Genomic DNA, 20,698 nt, shown 5'->3' on the forward strand with positions numbered 1-20,698 from the left:
GGCGAAAATTAAAAATTTAAGTTTATCTTATCTAACACCTCATCCTTTATCTCTACAATTTTCTTATCTTTTTTATACACTCTGGGAACTCTTTTACTTACATTACATAAAACTTCATAACTTATCGTTCCCAATATATTAGCTATCTCTTCTGGAGTTACTCTATTATATTCATCTTCTCCAAATAAGATAACTTCATCTCCTCCATCTACATCTAAGCCTGTAATATCTACCACAAATTTATCCATACAGATGGCACCAGCCACCCTGGCTACTGCATTTTTACCCTTGATAATTACTCTTCCTTTATTACTGAGTCCACGGCTGTATCCGTCTGCATACCCGATAGGTATAAGTCCTGTCCGGGATTGTCTGTTTACCGTATATGTAAGTCCGTAACTTATCGATTCTCCTTTTTCCAGAGTTCTTATATGGTAGATCTTACTGTGCAGGGACATCACCTGTTTCAAATCAATTACTTTATCTTTCTCCTGCACTTCCGATGGATAGTGTCCATACATGAGGAGTCCTGCCCTTACCATATCATAGTTAAATTCCGGTAGATCCAATATAGCTGCACTATTTGATACATGCTTTATAGGTATTTCTATTCCTAATTTTTTCAATTCCTCTATTATATATTTAAATTCCTCTACCTGTTTTAACGTATACCATTTATCCGATTCATCAGCCACTGCAAAATGGGTGTATACCCCTTCTAAATATAGGTTATCCATCTCACTTATCTCTTTTATAACTTCTACTGTCCTATATTTTATAGGTAATCCTACCCTATGCATCCCTGTATCTACATTTATGTGTACTGCAATTTTTTTCCCATGTTGTCTGGCTAATTCATCCAATACTTTAGCCTGTCTGAGGGAGTATATTGTAGGAGTAATATCCCATTTAATTACCTCCTCTAAGTTGGCATCGGGAGTATATCCCAGTAATATAATCTGTATCTCCTTATCTTTGTTTCTTATCTCTATAGCTTCTGACAATACTGCCACTGCAAATTTATTTATATTTTCTGCTTTTAATGTATCTATAACTCCCAAAGCTCCATGGCCATATGCATCAGCTTTTACTACTGCCATGACCTCAGTTCCTGGTTTTATATGCTTTTTTATCTCTCTCATATTGTGTCCTAGACTATCTAAATTAACCTCTACCCAAACAGGTCTTTTAACATTTAATTCCATTTTTTTACTTCACACTCCTAATATCTTTTTAACGCATATATTTTATATCTTTTTTACACCATACTCATAATATATTAAACGCAGGAACATAACAATTTTTTTATTTAAAATAAATGTCGTAAAAAAAGGCCTCTCAATCTACCACTATTAAATTTATATGTATTATTGATCAATTGAATATATCTTTCACTTTTATATTAATACATTAATCGTCTAAATCCAAACTTTTTGTCTAAAAATTAATCATTTAAGTATATTTTAATATACTGAACACTATGAATTATATATATAATATATATAACATATAGGTTTCACTAAGAAACTTCTCATTTTTCAAACAAAATAAATTTTTCACCATTCAAAAAATGAATGAATCCTCATTTTTTTGTTTAAAAAAAAATAAGGTTACAGACTCAATTTGTCTGTAACCTTATCACTACTTATAATACTAAATATTTTTTTATATCTTCAGCTAATTTCTCTAAATCCGCCTCTTCTACATCTACAATCTTTTCATTCATAACTATTTGAATCTTTTTCTTCCCCTTAGCCTGAGAATATCTTGAGAATAAATTCTTAGCTAAGGTAATTTGATCTTCAGTCAGGTCTCCATATCCTACGATAGCAGGTCCCGGAGTTCCTGCTCCTGCAATATAAAGACTTCCATATTTTTTATATTCAGAAAGTTTGAAGTTATCATCCTTTTCCCTTCCGACAAATAGATATTTACCACTCTCTACTCTAAAGAACCTTCCTCTTTTTGCTAAATGAAATAGGAATGAGAATTTATCTTCTAGAAATCCATCCCCCTCTAAAGTTCTTAACCTTTTAGAATAGTTTGGCTCTGTCAACATACATCCCCCGCCAGGAGTTGGATATTCTACAATTCCCCACTCTTCTACTAATTCTAGCTGAGCTTTTCTACTTCTTCCGTTAATATCCATAAGTTGTTCTCTGTCTATCCATCCTAATTCCTCTGGTTTTGTAATAGGTAATAATTTAGCACATAGCGGCCTTACTATTAACTCTCCTAAATCTACACCAGATAATTTTTTAACTCTATTCAATGAACTAAAATTTTGTGACATGGGTCTTTGTCCTAAAACCTCTCCAGATATCAAAAAACTAGCTCCATATTTTTCTAATAATTCTCCCGCTTTTTCAAACATAAGAGCATGACAATCGATACATGGATTCATATTTTTCCCCCTTCCACTTGGAGGATTTTTAACCAATTCTGTATGAATCTCACTAAAATCTACATATTCTAATTTTACTCCCAATTGTTTAGCCATATTATCCGCTTTCTCGTTTTTTCCACCGAAAAAATGAGATACAAAATTAAGTGCTATAACCTCTATCCCCTGCTTTTGTACTAACTTAATAGCTAGACTACTGTCTAATCCACCTGAAAAAAGTGCTAATGCTTTCATCTTTTGTTCCACCGTCCTTTTAAAATGCTCAAGGAGTTTTATCCCCTCTAAATAAATTGTTTTTTTACTTCATTAGTAAATAAAACATTATACCATTTTTTTCTTTATCCACCAAATAATTAAACCGGTAGTTATCATTTCCGCAAATGGCAGAGTTAACCAAACGCCCTCTATCCCATAGAATCTAGCCATTGGATATAATAGTAACACAGTCACCCCAAGGCCCCTAAGAAACATTACAAACATTGAAATTTTTGTCTGCTCCACAGCTTGAAAATAAGTTCCCATAAATAGATTGAACCCCATAAAAATTATAGCTATAAAAAATAATGGGAATCCATTTGTTGCAACCTCTGTAAGTTCCTTATTTTCATTAACAAATAAGTTTACCAATTCTTCCCTATAAAAAACAACTCCTATATATATCAATATCCCTAGACAAAATGAAGTTATTGCTCCTATTTTCAACATCTCATTTAAGCGACTTTTTAAATTACTCCCGTAATTTATACTTATGATGGGCTGGGATGCCTGGGATATACCTAAATACAAAAGATAGATCATCCAATTTATATTAAGTATGATAGCATAGGCAGAAACTCCTATCGATCCACTGAGTTTAAATAATATTCCATTCAATAAAAAAATTACTATCCCTCCAAATGCATCTGTTATAAAGCTTGGAAATCCTATTTTTACTATTCTTTTTAATATTTTAATATCAATCCCGTCTTTTATTATTCTCAATGTATTTTTCGAACTAATAAAGTGAGTTGCTAAAACCAAGGTATAGGTCAGTTGAGCTATTCCTGTAGCTGCAGCTGCCCCTATCATCCCCCACTTAAATATAAATATGAATATATAATCTAAAACAATATTTGTTACTCCGCAAACCATCATCCCTATCATGGCCAAATTTGGATTATTATCATTTCTGATAAATAAATTCATAGTATGAGGTATTAAATAAAAACATGTAAACAGTGATATCACATTTAAATACGATCTTACCATACTATAAATTTCTGGAGTAGCTCCTAATCCATTTACTATGTCCCTCAAAAAAAACTGCTGTATTATTGTCAATACAACACTTAATCCTACAGCTAGTAGTAATGCATTGGTAAAAGCTATTTTTAAACTATCTTTTTTTCCACGACCTAACTCTATCGCTCCTACAGTAGCTCCTCCCATACCCAGCAATAACCCTATAGATGAATACAGAGTAAACATAGGTACTGCCGTGGTCAGAGCTGCTAACCCTAAACTTCCTATACCACGACCTATAAATAAAGTATCTATAAAAATTAATATCCCCACAGATAATGTCCCTGCCACCGATGGCAGCAGATAATTTAGAAATAATTTTAGTATAGGATCTTTTCTTAAATCCATTTTCATGCCTCCTAAAACAATATTTTAATTAGTTTCGACTATTTTCAATATGTTATAACATGGTCCTATACCATATGCAACCTTTTTTAATTTCTCTCTTAATATTTTTAAATTAAAAAAAGATTCTAACTCCTTAGACGTTAGAATCTTTTTTTTCTATCCAAATATTTCGTTGTTTTCATCTTCTACATAGGATTTTATTCCATCTGGTACAGATACATATACCTTCTTACTCACAGTTATAAACCTAGCTTTCTTTACTTCCATAGCTCCACTTAAAAAATCTAACATCCTCTGAGCTGATTCATTGCTTAAACTCTCTAAATTTACCGTTACAATCTTTTCTTTATTTATATAATTAGCAATTTTTTTACACTCTTCAAAATTAATAGGACTGACAAAAATAGTTTGATAATCACTTATATTTTCACTGTTTTTATATACATTACTCTTTAAACTCGGTGTAGCTGTAGGTGAAGATGGAACGGATAACTCCTCTTCCTCTTTTTCTTCTCCATCCATTTCAACCATTATATCATCTTCAATTTCATTTAATTCTTCTGTCCCTTCAAAACCTAATACCTGTTTAAAATTTTTAAATAATTCCATAATTTCTCCTCCTACTTGAATATCTTACTTCCAACTCTAAGTATTGTTGCCCCCTCTGAAAGAGCTACCTTATAATCATTTGTCATCCCCATAGAAAGCTCTACCAGGCTACCATTAAAATGCGTTTCATTTAATTCATCTTTCAATTTTTTTAGGTCTGAAAAAACCTTCCTTACTACTTCTTCTTCTTCAGTAAAAGGAGCCATAGTCATAAGACCACAGATCTCTATATTTTCAAATTTTAAAAGGTCTGGCAATTCCTCGTATAGTCTTTCTATTGAATACCCCTCTTTACTTTCCTCTTTGGATATATTTACCTCTAACAATACTTTTATCCTTCTATTATTTTGTTTAGCTCTTTTATCGATCTCACTCGCCAGAGAGATCTTATTCACAGAATGAATCATCTCAATATATGGTGCAATATATTTCACTTTATTTTTTTGTAAATTTCCAATAAAATGCCATTTTATATCTCCTGTTTCTAAATCTTCTAAAATATTTCTTTTTTCTTCCAAAGCCTGTACCCTATTTTCTCCTACAACTATGCAGCCTGCCTTCACTACCTCTAAAACACCATAAGCATCTACATATTTTGTAGTGGGCAGCAGTGTTACCTTCCCTGGATTAGGTGAGTATTTTTCTATCTCATTTTTTAATTCTAAAATATTTTCTTTTATTCCCATTAATCCCCCTCTATTCCATGATCTCTACAAAAACATCATTTGCAAACATAAGCCCCTTAGATGTCAGCTTATACCTGCCTTCTTCATTTTTTAAATATCCTTTTTCACACAATTTCTTTATTTTTTCAAAGTAAAGGTTATCTTCTGCCTCTATCCCTTTATTTAGAAGACGGAGTCCCAAAATATAATAATTTTCTATCCTGTCTTTCTCACTGACCTCTTCTTCTTCCATTAAAGGTTTTTCAGCTGTACCTATCTTTTTATAATAATCAGACAGCTCTATCTCATTTTTATATCTAATCCCTTTATAATATCCAGAAGCTCCCAGTCCAACTCCTATATATTCTACATTTTTCCAATATTTACTGTTATGTCTTCCTTCGTATCCTTGTTTTGCAAAATTAGATATCTCATAATGAAGATATCCTATTTTTTTCAGCCTTTCTATTATTAATTCATACATCTTTGCTTCCAAAGAATTATCCAAAGGGTTTAATTTTCCACTGTCTAAAAGATCCATAAATTTTGTCCCTTCCTCCCAGATTAAGGAATATATAGATATATGCTCCGGAGAGATTCTTTCAACTATCTCTAAATCTTCTTCAAGTTCCGCAATAGTCTGATCAGGCGTAGCAAAAATCAGATCGATACTGATATTTTCAAACCCTGCTTTTCTAGCATCATTATAGGTTCGGAGAGCTATCTCCTTACTATGAATTCGTCCTAAAACTTTTAATTTTTCATCGTTAAAACTTTGTATCCCAATACTCAGCCTATTGATTCCTATTTTCTTGAATCCTTCTAATTTTTGCATATCCACTGTTTGTGGGTTTACTTCCAGAGTGATCTCAGCCCCTTTATTTATAGATAGTTCACCTAAGATCTTTTCGATCTCTTCTACTTCTAATAGAGATGGTGTTCCTCCTCCAAAATAAACGGTATCATATCTTAAGTTCGGATATAACCTTATCTCCTCTATCAATTTTTCTACATATTCACTCCTGTCTGCCTTACTTTTTTCCTCACATGAAAATGAAAGAAAATCACAATACCCGCATTTTTTCACACAAAATGGAATATGAATATATATAGCGTCACACATAATTTTTCATCCCTTCTATTACTTAATTAATTTTTTATTTTTAAAATACCTTATAAAATTCTATACTTTTTAAATATAAGTTAATTATAACAAAAAAATCAACTTATTAGAAACCATTTTATAAATAAAAAAAGCAACGTGACGTTGCATCCAGTTAATCATAATTAAACTTTTAATAAATTTTATCGCAAAATTCTATGTTTACAGAGTAAACTAATATCTCAAGATTCTTAGATTATGTAATAATCTTTATCTCAAAGTTCTTAATTTACATTGTAAATTTTTAGAGACTTTGGTGATACTCTTTATCTAGTAGAAATCTTGGTGATACTTCTTGCGAGTAGTATTTTAGTGATGCCCTTGGGGGGAAAATTTACTGAACTAAAAAAAAACCTAGGAAAACTCCTAGGTTTTAAAAAATTATTTTAATTTGATTGAACCATCAATTATACCTTGCTTAATCTCTTCTAATTTTTGTATTTTTTCTTCACCGATAACATCTCTAGTATACTCAAATTTAGATGTTCCCACACCGTTATTAGCTATACCAAATCTATTTACTCCAGCTTTAAAAATTCCCTCTTTAACATCTTTTATTGTTGCAAAAACTGCCTGGTCTACATTTTTTGTCATAGAAGTAAGCACTGTTCCCGGAGCTACATAGTCTTGATCTGAATCTACACCAATTGCATAGATCCCCATTGCTTTGGCTCCCTCGATTACTCCAGTTCCTGTTCCACCAGCTGCATGGAAAATTACGTCTGCACCTTGATTATATTCTGCAATTGCATTTTCTTTTCCTCTAACCGGATCGTTAAAAGGATTTGGTCCAGTAGTATATAACGTTTGTATTTTAATATTAGAGTTAATATATTTTGCCCCTTGTACATATCCTCTTTGAAAATTTTTAACTATAGGTACTTCCATTCCACCAACAAACCCAATTGTATTAGTCTTTGTCATCATAGCTGCTAAAGCTCCTACTAAGAATGACCCTTCATCCTCTGCAAATAATAATGAAGTTACATTAGGTGCATCTATAACTCCTTCTATCATAGCAAATTTAACATCTGGAAATTCTTTTGCTACGGCTTCTAGTGAATCTGTCATTAAAAACCCTACACCTACTACTAAATCATAGTTATTTTCAGCAAACTCTCTTAAAAATTGTGTATCTTCCGCTGGAGAAGCCGGCTCTACATATTTAAATTTAATCCCTAATTTTTCCTCTGCCATAGTAAGTCCTCTGTAAGCTGAATCATTGAATGACTTATCTCCTAATCCACCTGTAGATAAAACGATTCCAACATTGAGAGGTTTTTCCGCATTAACATCTTTCGTTTCCTCTGTTTTCCCTCCACATGCAGTTAAAAGTATAGTAAAAACTACTGTAAGTAATATAAATATTTTTTTCATCTGTCCTCCTGTTAAATATTATTCTGAGATTTATAGTATCATATTTTTTTAGCCTATTCAATAATTAAAATAAAACATATTTACAAAATTTAACATTAAAAGCCTTTCAATCTATAATAAAAAAATTTAACAGATCCTATCTAAATAATCAGGTTATTTTTCAAAGTTATTTTCAATAATGGAACTATCCATTATATATTCGATATATTTTTTATGTTTTAATTATGAAATTTAAACATAAAAAAAACCTAGGAGTTTTCCTAGGTTTTAAAAAATTATTTTAATTTGATTGAACCATCAATTATACCTTGCTTAATTTCTTCTAATTTTTGTATTTTTTCTTCACCGATAATATCTTTAGTATACTCAAGTTTAGATATTCCTACACCATTGTTAGCCACACCAAATCTATTTACTCCAGTTTTAAAAGTTCCTTCTTTAACATCTTTTACTGTTGCAAAAACTGCCTGGTCTACATTTTTAATCATAGAAGTAAGTACTGTTCCCGGAGCTACATAGTCTTGATCTGAGTCTACACCAATTGCATAGATTCCCATTGCTTTGGCTCCTTCAATTACTCCAGTTCCTGTTCCACCAGCTGCATGGAAAATTACGTCTGCACCTTGGTTATATTCTGCAATTGCATTCTCTTTTCCTCTAACTGGGTCGTTAAAAGGATTTGGTCCAGATGTATATAACGTAGTTACTTTGATATCAGAATTTATATATTTTGCCCCTTGAACATATCCACTTTCAAATTTTTGAATTAAAGGTACTTCCATTCCACCAACAAATCCAACTGTATTTGTTTTTGTCATCATAGCCGCTAAAGCTCCTACTAAGAATGAACCTTCATCTTCTGCAAATACTAATGAAGTTACATTAGGTGCGTCGATTACTTCGTCTATTATAGCAAACTTAACATTTGGATGTTCTTTTGCTACTGTTTCTACTGAATCTTTCATTAAGAATCCTACACCTACTACTAAATCGTAGTTGTTTTCAGCAAATTCTCTTAAAAATTGTGTATCTTCCGATGGAGAAGCTGGTTCTACATATTTAAATTTAATCCCTAATTTTTCCTCTGCCATAGTAAGTCCTCTATAAGCCGAGTCATTGAATGACTTATCTCCTAATCCACCTGTAGATAAAACGATTCCAACATTAAGAGGTGTTTCAGCCTTAACTTCTTTCGTTTCCTCTGTTTTCCCTCCACATGCAGTTAAAAGCATAGCAAAAACTACTGTGAGTAATATAAATATTTTTTTCATCTCTTCCTCCCGTTAAATATGATTCTAATTTATAATAACACATTTTTTTACCGTATTCAACAATAAAATGAAAAAATATGTTCATAAAATTAACTTTTCAAACACTTTCAATCCATAATAAAATGATTACATTTTTATACTTTTAATATTAGTGTTGTAGCATTTCCCCCTTTTTAAATGACCTTCAGTCTTTGAGATATCCTCATGGGTGATCTTAGTGATTAGGTTATTTTCAATAAGAATAGATACATTTCTTTGTAGTTCTTCGTTTTTACCATCAAAGACATTGGCATTAATAATTAGTTTTTTCATAGTTAATCCTCCCTTTTCTTTTATAAGTTATTGTAGGATATAAAAAAAAGGAGTTAATTTATAAAAATTAACTCCTAAAAATATTTATTTTAATTTTGACATCTCTGCTGCTACATCAATTTTACCTGATATAATATCTGCTTTGATCTCTTCTATCCTTTTTAATTTATCTTCACTAATTTGATCTTTAGTATATTGAAGATCTGTTATTCCCACACCATCATTAGCTAGATTAAAGTCTTTTTGTCCTGCTGTAAATCCTTTTTCTTTTGTTTCTTTGATTATAGCAAATACTGCTTTATCCACTTTTTTAAGCATAGAAGTAAGTACTGTTCCTGGTACTACTCCATCTTGATTAGAGTCTACACCTACTGCGTATACGCCTCTTTCTTTAGCTGCTTCAAATACTCCCATTCCTGACCCTGCTGCTGCATGGTATACAACATCTGCTTTACTATCGATCATAGATAAAGCCATTTCTTTTCCACGAGCTGGGTCGTTAAATGGACTGTTTCCACCAACATATGCTTCAAATGTAGTCATTTTAGGATTGATGTATTTTGCTCCTGCCATAAATCCATCTCCAAATCTTTTGATAAGTGGTACTTCCATTCCACCTATAAATCCTATTGTATCTGTTTTTGTCATCATTCCTGCCAATGCTCCTGCAACAAATGATCCCTCTGGTTCATTGAATGTAGCTGATATTACATTAGGCATATCGATAGGTTCATCTACCATTAAGAAGTGTACCGCTGGATATTCCTCTGCTACTTTAACTATAGAATCTCTCATTTGGAATCCTATACCAACTATTAGATCGTAATCTGCTTCTGCAAACTGTCTTAAAAACGTATCAAATTCAGATACATTTGCCGGTTCTACATATTTTATTTTTACTCCTAATTTCTCTTCTGCTTCTTTAAGACCTGCATAAGCTGAGTCATTAAATGATTTGTCTCCTAATCCCCCTGTAGAGAGTACTAATCCTACTTTTAAAGCCCCATTATCCTCTACTTTTTCTTCCTTTGCTCCACCACATGCTGTTAATAATAATGCCATAATAACCATTATAAGTGTTATCATTTTTTTCATCTCTTCACCACTCCTTTTATAAACTTTCAGTATTATACACTAATATCATCCCAATAAACAGGACCTATGTCCTTATATTACCTTTTATTAAATGTAAAAAAAAAAAGGATTAGCTATATACTAATCCTTAACTCTCACCTATCTAACTTTATCTACTATGATAATCTCTTTTCCCATAGCATTTAATAGATTTTGTACAAATTTTAATCTAGGATCAATAGCTCCTATTTCAAATCTACCTACTGCTGAAGTATGTTTTCCTAATTTTTCTCCTAACTCTCTTTGTGTAACTCCATTTTCCCTACGGTATGTCCTACATTCTTCAATTAATCTATCTCTTAAGTTCATTATATTCCTCCCAATCATTTCACTAAGATCTTTTAAAGTGATTATAATCTCCCTTTTAATTAAAAAATTTCATTAATTTTGGAGGTCACTAAAAAAATGCATTAGCTTCACTCATGATAACATATAAGTCAAGAAAAATCAATGATTTTCCTATTTTTTTATAAAAAAATTAAGTAGCACTTAATTTTTAATTCCTTTCTCCATCTTCCTCCACCTGTTTTTCTGGATAAAGATAATAAAAAACAAAGGAAATTCCAAAGGAGATGGCTGAAAATATAGTGGTTGCATATACACCACTTCTCTCTACTCCCTGTGGTTTTGAGGTCATAGCATCTATTAAACTCCCTGCTCCTGCCACTAATAAGATTGGCAGAGTAGCTATGGATACCAAGAATGCCATTTTAAGGAAAAAACCCTGAATCCCAAAACATATTCCCTCGACCTGGGTTCCGCTGTCCTTAGTTATACGAGTTCCTATCTCACTGAGCATTGCCGGCGGATAGATAAATGCTGCACCTGCAACTGGTATCCCGATCAATCCAAATAATGCAAATCCATATTTAACCGGCACTCCCCGTCCAAGGTAGTTCAGCAGTAGTGATGTAATTATCAAAATAAGAAGTGAGATCAGCATAGGTTTTTTATAGCCTACTTTTTTACAAAGTCTGTTGGTTGGGTAGAAAAATAATGCTGACATCCCAAACAATACAGCTGAAGCCACAGTTATAGCTTCCTTTCCTAACCCCATAACATCCTCCACAAAATAGTTCATCGTTCCACGAAGTGTATTGAATCCTATGAAGAAAAACAGTAGTCCAAGGAGATAATAGATAAAAGATCTATCCTCAAATATTATCTTAATTGAATTTTTTAAAGATTCTGTAGATTTCCTTCCATGGGATAATTTCTTCTCCGGTACACCAAATATAGTTATGAGAGCCGGCAAAACAGAAAATACAGCTAACACAATAACCATTCCTCTGACACCTTTCTGGGTATCTCCTCCACCTATTACTTTTATCAAAACTCCTGGTAAGATCATCGCCAATGCAGTATATAAAAGTCTGAATACAGACTGCCAGGTAGATAAATTAAGTCTCTCTTCCTTGGTATTACCTATCTCCGGGATCATGGCGTTATATGGAGCTCCTACTATGGTATAGAATACAAAAAATACAGACCCTGTGCACATTAAATATATAAATGTTATCCAATCGTTTCCTAATATCGGATAAAAAAACGCTATAGTCGACAGTGCCAGGGGTACAGCTCCCGCTGCTATAAAGGGTATCCTCCTGCCCCACCTGGTATCCACCCTGTCTGACCAGAATCCCACCAAGGGATCTGAGATCATATCTACAGATCTCGATACAATTAATGCTAAAGATATTAAGATCGGTGCCATTATAGGTGTTAATCCTGAATTTTCAGGGGGCAGGTAATAATACAGCACCCACTGGGCAAATATCTGATCCACTATGGCATAACTGACTCCTACCCCATAAAATATCTGGTATTTTAAACTTAATTTTGTTTGTTCCAATTTTTTCCTCCTTATCATAATTTCTAAGAAACCTTACAGGTAATTCATAGGTTGCCTGTACATAACAAATCTTTTAATTTTTATCCCTTAATTATTTTTAATAATTATAGGAAACTTTCTCTCCTCATAGGGATTGATTATTCCATATATTCTGTCACATTTTATCTCAAAATTTAGGAGTTCCCTCTCCCTTTCATCTAAGATCAGACTGACATTTTTCAACCCTGACAAAGGTTTTATCCTCAATGTATCCTTTTTTTCCTTGAGATACCTGCTCCCTTTTTGTGAAAACCCTAATATTTTTACATATGTAGTCCCGGTCTTGGTTTCATCTATTATTTTTTTATCTATCTTCAGAAGAATATGTGTGAGCACCCTCTGGATCCTTCCATTGGTATATCTCTTGGTCATGAGGTTTTTATAAAAATCATGAAAATCCGGGTATTTTACTGCCATCTCAAAAATCCTGTTATCTAACCCTACCTCTATATCGGCAATAAACTTAAGCTCCTCATAGTTATTTAAAATCTCATACCTCAATAAGGGATAGAAATTTTCCAGATAAGTAGGGGTGCCTAAAAATTCAAGACTCTCTGCCGGCATTACTCTTTTTATCTCACTTGTCCTCCCCTCCTTTATCATCTCCCTTATGGAGGTAGCACTGGTAATCTCATCTATTATTTCCTTGTCATGATATCCTACAGCCTTTCTCTCTATGAGTCTGGCTTCCATAGAGGAACCTAACTTTCTGATGGCTTTGATATACTCCACTCCCAGTATATCGTTGGGTTTCAAGATACCTTTTTCTCCTAAAAGTTCCTCTATAACAGAGTTTATGGCATTAGGATAGGATACCCCTCCATCCATCCTTTCCTTTATCTTTTCATCTACAACTTCTTTTTCATCTATCTGCAGATAAGCAATTTTTTTTAATTTTTTCAGATCTGAAGATTCTGAACCGAAAATTAAATTTTCTGCCCCTAATTTATCTAAGATATCTACAGCTCCATGGGAAAATATCTCCGCTGCCTGGGCAGAATAAAATACAGGTAGTTCCACTACAATATCTACCCCATTTTTAAGAGCCATATGAGCCCTGGTCCACTTATCATATATGGCAGGTTCCCCCCTCTGTAAAAAATTTCCACTCATTACTGCTATAACCAGATCACCATTTTTTTTAGCTTCCATTAAATGAAGTTTATGTCCATTATGAAATGGGTTATACTCCACCACTATTCCTGTCGCTCTCATCATTCTCTCCTTTTAAACCTGGAATAATCTTGTAAATTCACCTGTTAATTTTTTTTCTAGATAATCACAAAACCTCTCCTTTATAAATCTAATTTACATCGTTTAAACTTTTACTTTTAATTTAATTTTTTTCCGACTTTAACTTTTAACTTTTTTATCCATTACCACTATTATACATAATTTTTTTATATTCTTATATATATTTTAAAAGTATTGAAGATATTTAGTATCTATATTATAATAACTTGATTACCTAGATAACCTTTTTTTAGGTACAAAATAAATTTTATTTTAAGAGGAGTTGAGTTGTATGGACGATTGTATACGCAGGCTGGATGTGATGAAAAAAATGTAAACCAATAGGAGGACTATATGTGAAAAACATACTATTAGAGTTAATAAAAGAAAAAAAGTTTAACAAACTTAAGGAAGAATTGATCAAATTAAACCCAGTTACCATCAGTGAGATCATTAGCGAGGTACCTACTAGAGAGGAAATCATAATCTATAGGCTGCTACCTAAGGAGCTGGCAGTAAGATCGTTTTCCTATTTAGAATCCGAGGAACAGTTAAGACTGATAACCTCATTTTCTAAAGGAGAAACAACAGAATTAATAGATGAATTATTCTTTGATGATTTGATAGACTTAATCGAGGAGATGCCGGCCAATATCGTAACCAAGCTATTACAGGTATCTACCGTTGAGAACAGAAAAAAGATAAATCAGTTTTTAAGCTATCCGGAAGAATCAGCAGGTAGTCTTATGACCACTGAATACCTTTCTTTAAAAGAAGATATGAGTATCAGTGAAGCACTAAAACATATTAGAAGTACAGGAAAAACTTCAGAAAGTATCTATACAGCTTATATTACCGATAAATCTATAAAACTCTTAGGAGTTTTATCCCTTAGATCGATTATCTTAGCTGAATTAGATCAAAAAATATCGGATATATATAAATCAGATGATATAGTTACTGTAAATACTTTAGATGACCAAGAAATTATTGCAGATAAATTTAAAAAATACGACCTTATCTCCATTCCTGTTGTAGACTTAGAGGGAAGACTCACCGGGATAATTACCATAGATGATATTGTAGAAGTTATAGAGGAAGAAAATACCGAAGATATGCAGAAAATGGCTGCTATCAATCCCCTTACAGATAAATATATGGATGTAAACTCCCTTGATATGGCAAAGAAAAGGATCCCATGGCTCCTTATCCTTATGATTTCTGCCTCTTTTACCTCTGGAGTAATCGGAAAGTATGAGCACACTTTGGCTCTTCTTCCTATACTGAATGGATTCATCCCTCTATTGATGGATACAGCAGGGAATTCCGGTGCTCAGACATCTACCCTTGTAATCAGGGAACTCTCTCTGGGAAATATCAGTTTAGGAGACTGGCTCAAGATAATGATAAAAGAATTTAAAGTCAGTTTTCTTGTGGCTCTTATTCTATCCATCATTAATTTTTTAAGGTTATATTATTTAGAGATTACTCTTTTTGGAAGGGCAAATAAGTTAGAGATTGCATTTGTAGTTTCAGCTACTCTATTTTTTACTGTTGTCTTAGCAAAATTAGTGGGAGCTATTCTTCCCCTAGGGGCACAAAAATTAAAGTTTGATCCCGCTCTTATGGCCGGGCCATTAATTACAACAATTGTAGACGTACTGGCATTGGTTGTTTATTTTCACTTAATTACCACTTTTATGCCTGTATAAGAAGGAGGATATAATGTTAATAGCATTTGATATCGGAAACACACACATTGTCACCGGGGTCCTGGATGACAAAGGAAATTTAATAACTAGTTTTAGAATTGCTACAAAGGATAATATCACAGAAGATGAACTTTTTTCATACTTAAAAAACATTACTGATTTCAATGAGATCAAATTAACTAATGTATGTGGAGTTATCGTATCTTCTGTAGTCCCTGGACTTATCAGGATCTGTGATTATCTGGCAAAAAAATATTTTAATCTGTCCCCATTAATTATAAATTTAGACCTTCAACTGCCTTTCACTTTCGCAGAAGGATTAAACAACTCCGGGTTCGGAGCTGACAGAATAATAGATATAGTGCAGGGATTAAAGTTACATCCAAACAGAGATCTTGTAGTCTTTGATTTTGGAACTGCTACTACCTATGAGATCCTTATAGATAATGTCTATGTAGGAGGAGGAATCCTCCCAGGGATAAATATGTCTATAAATTCCCTCTTTGGAAACACAGCTCAGCTGCCTAAGGTAAAGTTTGAGAATCCCCATACAATAGCTGGAAAAAATACAGTTGAACAGATTCAAGCTGGAATTTTCTATGGATATACCGGGCAGATCAAGGAGATCATCAGAAAGATCAAGGAGATCTATCCAGATACCTATGTTATTGCCACTGGCGGCTTAGGACAGATCATCAGTAAGGAAGTTGACTCCATAGATGAATACCTTCCAAATCTTAGTATTGAAGGAATGTATTCCATCTGGCTGGAAAATAAATAGAACAGTTAAAAACTCCCCCTCCTAATTTAGGAGGGGGAGTTTTTTTATAAATCCGAGATTACTTTTTTTAACTCCAGAAAAAACATTTTAAACCTCAAAAACTTTTCCTGTATTGAACTCCTCTATCTGCCTTCCCAATACTTTTTTTAACACACCAAATCCTTTTTTTCCCGTACAATGTCCTGTATATATATGAGGTATGTTTATTAACTTTTCACCTATATTTATAACTCTTTCTCTAGGTTCCGCTAAATTTTTAGTTATATTATTCTGTAAGTGAAATCCTCCTATTAATCCCTCTATCTTTTTATTCGGATATCTGTTTTCCACACTCTTCACCATATTCAATATTCCGCCATGGGAACATCCTGTAAATACGATCAATTGATCTTTTATTTCCTCTACCACCATAATAAGCTCATGGGAAAAGTCATCTAAAACATAGCCCTCTTTACTCTTTTTATAGAGGTGGGAGTTTCCTTTGAGAGGAGCTCCTTCATGATAGGTATTCATCATAAAACCTATATTTTTATCTAGTTTAAATTCCTTCTCCACCAAAATAAACCTCTCTATATTTTTTTGTAAAAGTTCATTTTTTATCCCTATATACTTATAAAATCCCAATCTTTTTGAATAAACTTCTCCTTGGGCACCTCTATTAACTATTATCTTAGCAGTTTTATTAAGTTCTAAAAATTTATCCAATCCCCCTATATGATCGTAATGGGCATGGGATAAAACCAGATAATCAACTCTACCTATATCTATCCCTAAGATCTGGGCATTTCTATAAAATAAATCATCTTTTCCTGTATCGAAAAGTATTTTCTTATCAGCTGTCTCTATATAGAGACTTAATCCATGCTGAGATCCAAGATTCTTAGATATCTCTTTCTCACTGCAGTATAGATTATTTTCAACCAATGTAGTTATCTTCATATATACCTCCTTTTTTATATAATTTTAACAAGGAAATATTATTTTTTAAAGGTATAATATTAAAAAGATGGATCCGAATTAAAAAAATTCCAATGTGATTATAGGTTCCGGGGAGGGGAGATTTTATGTCCGATAAAAGAATTATAGATAGTGAGGAGTTACTTCGTTTAATTAAGGTTAACTCCAGGAAAAATGAAAATGAGGAGGGAGACCTGGACTACGATATATTTGTCGGCTTTGACGACGGTACCTACGAAGGAATCGAAGTTGATACCAGTTATCATATTCTCGTTAGGAATGAATTTTTATTTGTTTCTCAGATAAAAGAATTTTTAGAGATATGGGATGGAGGAAATTTAGAAAAAGAGGGAGAAAATGCTACCTGGTTTATCTCTGATTATTTCTCCGATGGAAATATCTATGAGTTAGAAGATGTTGATAGGGTCTTTAAAGAATATATTGTAGAGGGAGATGAGTTTATTGTGGTAAAAAATCACTATGAACTCTTTAAAAACATGATTGAAAATCCAGGAAAAAGTCTTGTGGTAGAGTGGAGCAGATAATTTTAATTTTTTAGACTAAAAAAGCAATATGACATTGTACCCAATTAACTCTAATTAAAGTTTTCATTTACTCTAACCTCTTCATAAATTTTATAATTAATCTATAACTAAAAAAAGTAGTCCTAGGACTACTTTTTTCTTATAGATTAATTATCCTGCTGCGATAGCTTCTACTGGACATGATCCTGCACATGCTCCACAATCGATACATGCATCTGCGATTTCATATTTTCCATCTGTGTCAGCTGAAATTGCTGCTACTGGACAAGTTCCTTCACATGCTCCACATCCGATACAAGCGTCTTTATCAATAATATACATAAGTGTTACCTCCTAAAAATTTAATCTAACTACTCATAATATACTCTAAATATTTCTATATGTCAATATTTTTTTCTTCTCTAACCCTTGTTTTTACTAGGTTTGTTTGGTTATCAAACTATATCTAAATCTTTGTTTTTCTATCGAAACTTAATTTATAAATGACATCTATTTTTTATTTATTTATTTACAAAAAAAAAGAACAACTTAGGCATAAAATTATACTCAAGCTGTTCTTATTTTTAGACTTTTTTTATTTTATTTTACACTTGGTTTTACAAGTTTTAGCACTAGAGCATCCTCCGCATTTAGATTCGCCCTTAAATGATTTAAATAAACTTCTCAAAGAGTAATATGAGATTCCTATTAATATTAAACTTAAAAATATAGTTTTCATAAGTTCACACTCCTTCTACCCTGTCTAAACAAACAATCTTCCTATTTGATAGATCAATGTAGATGCAACATACGGTACTAAGACCAAGAAACCTGTTACAAACCACATAAATTTATTTCCAAATTCCTGCTTTATAGCTGCTAAAGTTACTATACAAGGTACTACCAACAAGATAAATACCATGAACGAGTATGCTTTCAATGGTCCCTCTTTATCCCCGGCCCATAGATTTGATACAGCTTGTACAACTCCAACTCCTTCTTCCTCTACAGTCTCTGCATCTGGTGCTTCAAACAATCCAGCTATAGCCCTTACATCTACTATTCCTATAAATGAATCTTTTAATGCAAATCCTAACCCTCTTACCTGCTCCACGACATCTTCTGTAAAAGTAGTCACTTCTTCAGTTTCTTCTTCGTCAGCTTCTTTTAGAGGCAATACCTGAGCCATAAATCCTACTACAACTTCCTTAGCTGCTATACTAGGCACAACTGCGGCTACCGCTTCCCATCTATCTCCAAAACCTGTAGGCTTCATAATAGGAGCTACTGATTTTCCAAACTTTGCCATATATGAGTTTTCTGTATCTCCATGATTCGGGAAATAAGTCAGTGCCCATAAGATTATTAATACACCCATAATTACTGTTGTAGCTTTCTTTAAGTACGACCCTGTTCTTGTGAATGCTGATCTGGTGATCATCTTAATACTAGGTACTCTGTATGGCGGTAACTCTATCAATAATGCTCTGTCATCAGTTTTAAAATATTCATGTTTTCTAAAAGTTAATCCTACAAGCATTGCAATAAAAATACCCAAGAAATATAAACTCATTACTATCATTCCTGCAGTCTTACCAAAGAAAGCCGCTGTAAATAATCCGTATACCGGTAATCTTGCCCCACAAGACATAAATGGTGCCATTAAAGCAGTTAATCTTCTAGATTTTTCATCTTCTAAAGTTCTTGTAGCATAGATTGCAGGTACTGTACACCCAAATCCTAATACCATCGGTACAAATGCTTTTCCATTTAGTCCCATAGATCTCATGATCTTATCCATTAAAAATGCTACTCTGGACATATATCCACTTTCCTCTAATATAGCCAGGAAGAAATATAAAAATAACATCAACGGAACAAAGACTAATACTCCTCCCACACCTGCAATCAATCCATCTAACACAAATGAATTTAACCAGTCAGGGGTCCCTTCTACAAGGATTCCTGCATATTTACCAATAAACCCATTTATAAACCCATCTAACCAGTCCTGTAACGGAGCTGCACCATTAAATACTACTCCCATAAGACCTGCAATTAATATTAAAAATATAGGTAATCCTAAGATTTTATTCAGTAAGACCTTGTCTACCTTGTCTGTAAAATCTAATCTTGACTTTAGTGATGTCTTCAATGTATGAAGGAGGATTCCCTTTACAGCTCCATATCTGCTCTCTGCAAATACAGTTTCTACATCTTCATCGAATTTATCCTCTATCCTTTTTTTAGATTCCTCTATAGAATCTAATTTGTTTATTCCATAACCTTTTAATTTCCCTAAGAAATGGTTGTCACCTTCCAATAATTTTATAGTTATAAAATCCATAGAATATTTTTTCATTACAGGGACAAATTCATCACTATTTCTGACAAATTCTTCTACTTTTTTCATCTCTGTTTCTAAAAATTTATCAACTCTTAATTCATATTTAGAGTGTACCTGCTCTTTATGTTCAGCTGCTACCTTTAGAGATTTTTCTAACAGTTCTTTCAGTCCTCTATTTTTCAATGCACTTGTTGGAACAGCTTTCATTCCTATATGTTCTTCAAAATGTTTTAAATCTAATTTATAGTTCAGTTTTTCAAATTCATCTATAAAATTCAGTGCCATGATCATAGGTTTCCCTAATTCTTTTAACAGCATAGTCAGATATAGATTTCTATCTAAGTTTGTTGAATCTACTACGTTTATTACAACATCCGGATTCTCGTCTATGATATAATCACGGGTGATTTTTTCCTCTAAAGTATAAGGACTAAGGGAATATACTCCCGGCAGATCTACTAATTTAATAGTCTGTCCCTCAAACTCAAACTTTGCTTCTTTTTTTTCTACTGTAACTCCCGGCCAGTTTCCTACCTTTAGAGAGGAACCTGCTATTTCATTTATTAATGCTGATTTACCTACATTTGGATTTCCTGCAAACGCAATTTTTATCATTTCTTATCTCCCCTATGACGACTTTTAGCCGAATTATCTCAAAGTTCTTAATTTTAACAGTGAATTTCTCTCTCA

The 20,698-nt window shown here is 32.8% G+C and carries 19 protein-coding genes; 3 read left to right on the plus strand and 16 right to left on the minus strand.

Annotation, left to right across the window (positions count from 1 at the left end):
• Window positions 1–8: 8 nt before the first annotated feature.
• The 13 genes from alr to NRK67_16275 form a co-directional block, all read right to left on the minus strand.
• A complete protein-coding gene (gene alr, locus NRK67_16215; protein UUV18810.1) occupies window positions 9–1,205 on the minus strand; it encodes an alanine racemase in 1,197 nt (398 codons plus the stop codon).
• A gap of 440 nt (window positions 1,206–1,645) precedes the next feature.
• Window positions 1,646–2,638 (minus strand): 7-cyano-7-deazaguanine synthase, encoded by a 993-nt coding sequence (locus NRK67_16220; protein ID UUV18811.1) that lies wholly within the window; start codon window positions 2,636–2,638, stop codon window positions 1,646–1,648.
• Between the two features lie 87 nt (window positions 2,639–2,725).
• Window positions 2,726–4,033, minus strand: coding sequence for an MATE family efflux transporter (locus tag NRK67_16225; protein ID UUV18812.1), 1,308 nt, complete (start codon window positions 4,031–4,033; stop codon window positions 2,726–2,728).
• A 156-nt stretch (window positions 4,034–4,189) separates the two neighbouring features.
• Entirely contained in the window at window positions 4,190–4,642 is a 453-nt protein-coding gene (sepF, locus tag NRK67_16230) for a cell division protein SepF (protein UUV18813.1), read from the minus strand.
• Between the two features lie 11 nt (window positions 4,643–4,653).
• Complete coding sequence (locus NRK67_16235; protein UUV18814.1) at window positions 4,654–5,328, minus strand: YggS family pyridoxal phosphate-dependent enzyme; 675 nt, start codon at window positions 5,326–5,328, stop codon at window positions 4,654–4,656.
• A gap of 10 nt (window positions 5,329–5,338) precedes the next feature.
• The gene (gene hemW, locus NRK67_16240; protein ID UUV18815.1) at window positions 5,339–6,430 is read right to left on the minus strand and encodes a radical SAM family heme chaperone HemW; all 1,092 of its coding nucleotides are present in this window, start codon (window positions 6,428–6,430) and stop codon (window positions 5,339–5,341) included.
• Window positions 6,431–6,850: 420 nt separating this feature from the next.
• Complete coding sequence (locus NRK67_16245) at window positions 6,851–7,846, minus strand: BMP family ABC transporter substrate-binding protein (protein UUV18816.1); 996 nt, start codon at window positions 7,844–7,846, stop codon at window positions 6,851–6,853.
• Window positions 7,847–8,121: 275 nt separating this feature from the next.
• The gene (locus NRK67_16250; protein ID UUV18817.1) at window positions 8,122–9,117 is read right to left on the minus strand and encodes a BMP family ABC transporter substrate-binding protein; all 996 of its coding nucleotides are present in this window, start codon (window positions 9,115–9,117) and stop codon (window positions 8,122–8,124) included.
• Window positions 9,118–9,243: 126 nt separating this feature from the next.
• Window positions 9,244–9,429, minus strand: a complete 186-nt coding sequence (locus tag NRK67_16255) for a hypothetical protein (GenBank protein ID UUV19962.1) — start codon at window positions 9,427–9,429, stop codon at window positions 9,244–9,246.
• A gap of 84 nt (window positions 9,430–9,513) precedes the next feature.
• Window positions 9,514–10,524: a BMP family ABC transporter substrate-binding protein gene (locus NRK67_16260; protein ID UUV18818.1), complete on the minus strand. Its 1,011-nt coding sequence runs from the start codon at window positions 10,522–10,524 to the stop codon at window positions 9,514–9,516.
• Between the two features lie 138 nt (window positions 10,525–10,662).
• Window positions 10,663–10,872 (minus strand): helix-turn-helix transcriptional regulator, encoded by a 210-nt coding sequence (locus tag NRK67_16265; protein UUV18819.1) that lies wholly within the window; start codon window positions 10,870–10,872, stop codon window positions 10,663–10,665.
• 187 nt (window positions 10,873–11,059) lie between these two features.
• Complete coding sequence (locus tag NRK67_16270) at window positions 11,060–12,433, minus strand: MFS transporter (GenBank protein ID UUV18820.1); 1,374 nt, start codon at window positions 12,431–12,433, stop codon at window positions 11,060–11,062.
• Window positions 12,434–12,502: 69 nt separating this feature from the next.
• Window positions 12,503–13,672 (minus strand): nucleotidyltransferase, encoded by a 1,170-nt coding sequence (locus NRK67_16275; protein UUV18821.1) that lies wholly within the window; start codon window positions 13,670–13,672, stop codon window positions 12,503–12,505.
• A 371-nt stretch (window positions 13,673–14,043) separates the two neighbouring features.
• On the opposite strand from NRK67_16275, the gene mgtE reads away from it, so the two are divergent.
• Together mgtE and NRK67_16285 are read left to right on the plus strand one after the other, a co-directional pair.
• Window positions 14,044–15,399, plus strand: a complete 1,356-nt coding sequence (mgtE, locus tag NRK67_16280; protein UUV18822.1) for a magnesium transporter — start codon at window positions 14,044–14,046, stop codon at window positions 15,397–15,399.
• Between the two features lie 13 nt (window positions 15,400–15,412).
• Window positions 15,413–16,180 carry a type III pantothenate kinase gene (locus NRK67_16285; GenBank protein ID UUV18823.1) on the plus strand — a complete coding sequence of 256 codons (768 nt, stop codon included), beginning with the start codon at window positions 15,413–15,415 and terminating at the stop codon, window positions 16,178–16,180.
• Window positions 16,181–16,267: 87 nt separating this feature from the next.
• Here NRK67_16285 and NRK67_16290 read toward each other — a convergent pair whose 3' ends face one another.
• Window positions 16,268–17,119 carry an MBL fold metallo-hydrolase gene (locus tag NRK67_16290; GenBank protein UUV18824.1) on the minus strand — a complete coding sequence of 284 codons (852 nt, stop codon included), beginning with the start codon at window positions 17,117–17,119 and terminating at the stop codon, window positions 16,268–16,270.
• Window positions 17,120–17,244: 125 nt separating this feature from the next.
• Between NRK67_16290 and NRK67_16295 the strand changes: the two genes are divergently transcribed.
• Complete coding sequence (locus NRK67_16295) at window positions 17,245–17,682, plus strand: hypothetical protein (GenBank protein ID UUV18825.1); 438 nt, start codon at window positions 17,245–17,247, stop codon at window positions 17,680–17,682.
• A 150-nt stretch (window positions 17,683–17,832) separates the two neighbouring features.
• Here the strand turns inward: NRK67_16295 and NRK67_16300 are convergent, their stop codons facing one another.
• Entirely contained in the window at window positions 17,833–18,003 is a 171-nt protein-coding gene (locus NRK67_16300; protein UUV18826.1) for a 4Fe-4S binding protein, read from the minus strand.
• Window positions 18,004–18,424: 421 nt separating this feature from the next.
• Window positions 18,425–20,623, minus strand: coding sequence for a ferrous iron transport protein B (gene feoB, locus NRK67_16305; GenBank protein UUV18827.1), 2,199 nt, complete (start codon window positions 20,621–20,623; stop codon window positions 18,425–18,427).
• Window positions 20,624–20,698: the final 75 nt, after the last annotated feature.

This window comes from Fusobacteria bacterium ZRK30 (assembly GCA_024628785.1).
Classification (GTDB): Bacteria; Fusobacteriota; Fusobacteriia; order Fusobacteriales; family Fusobacteriaceae; genus Psychrilyobacter.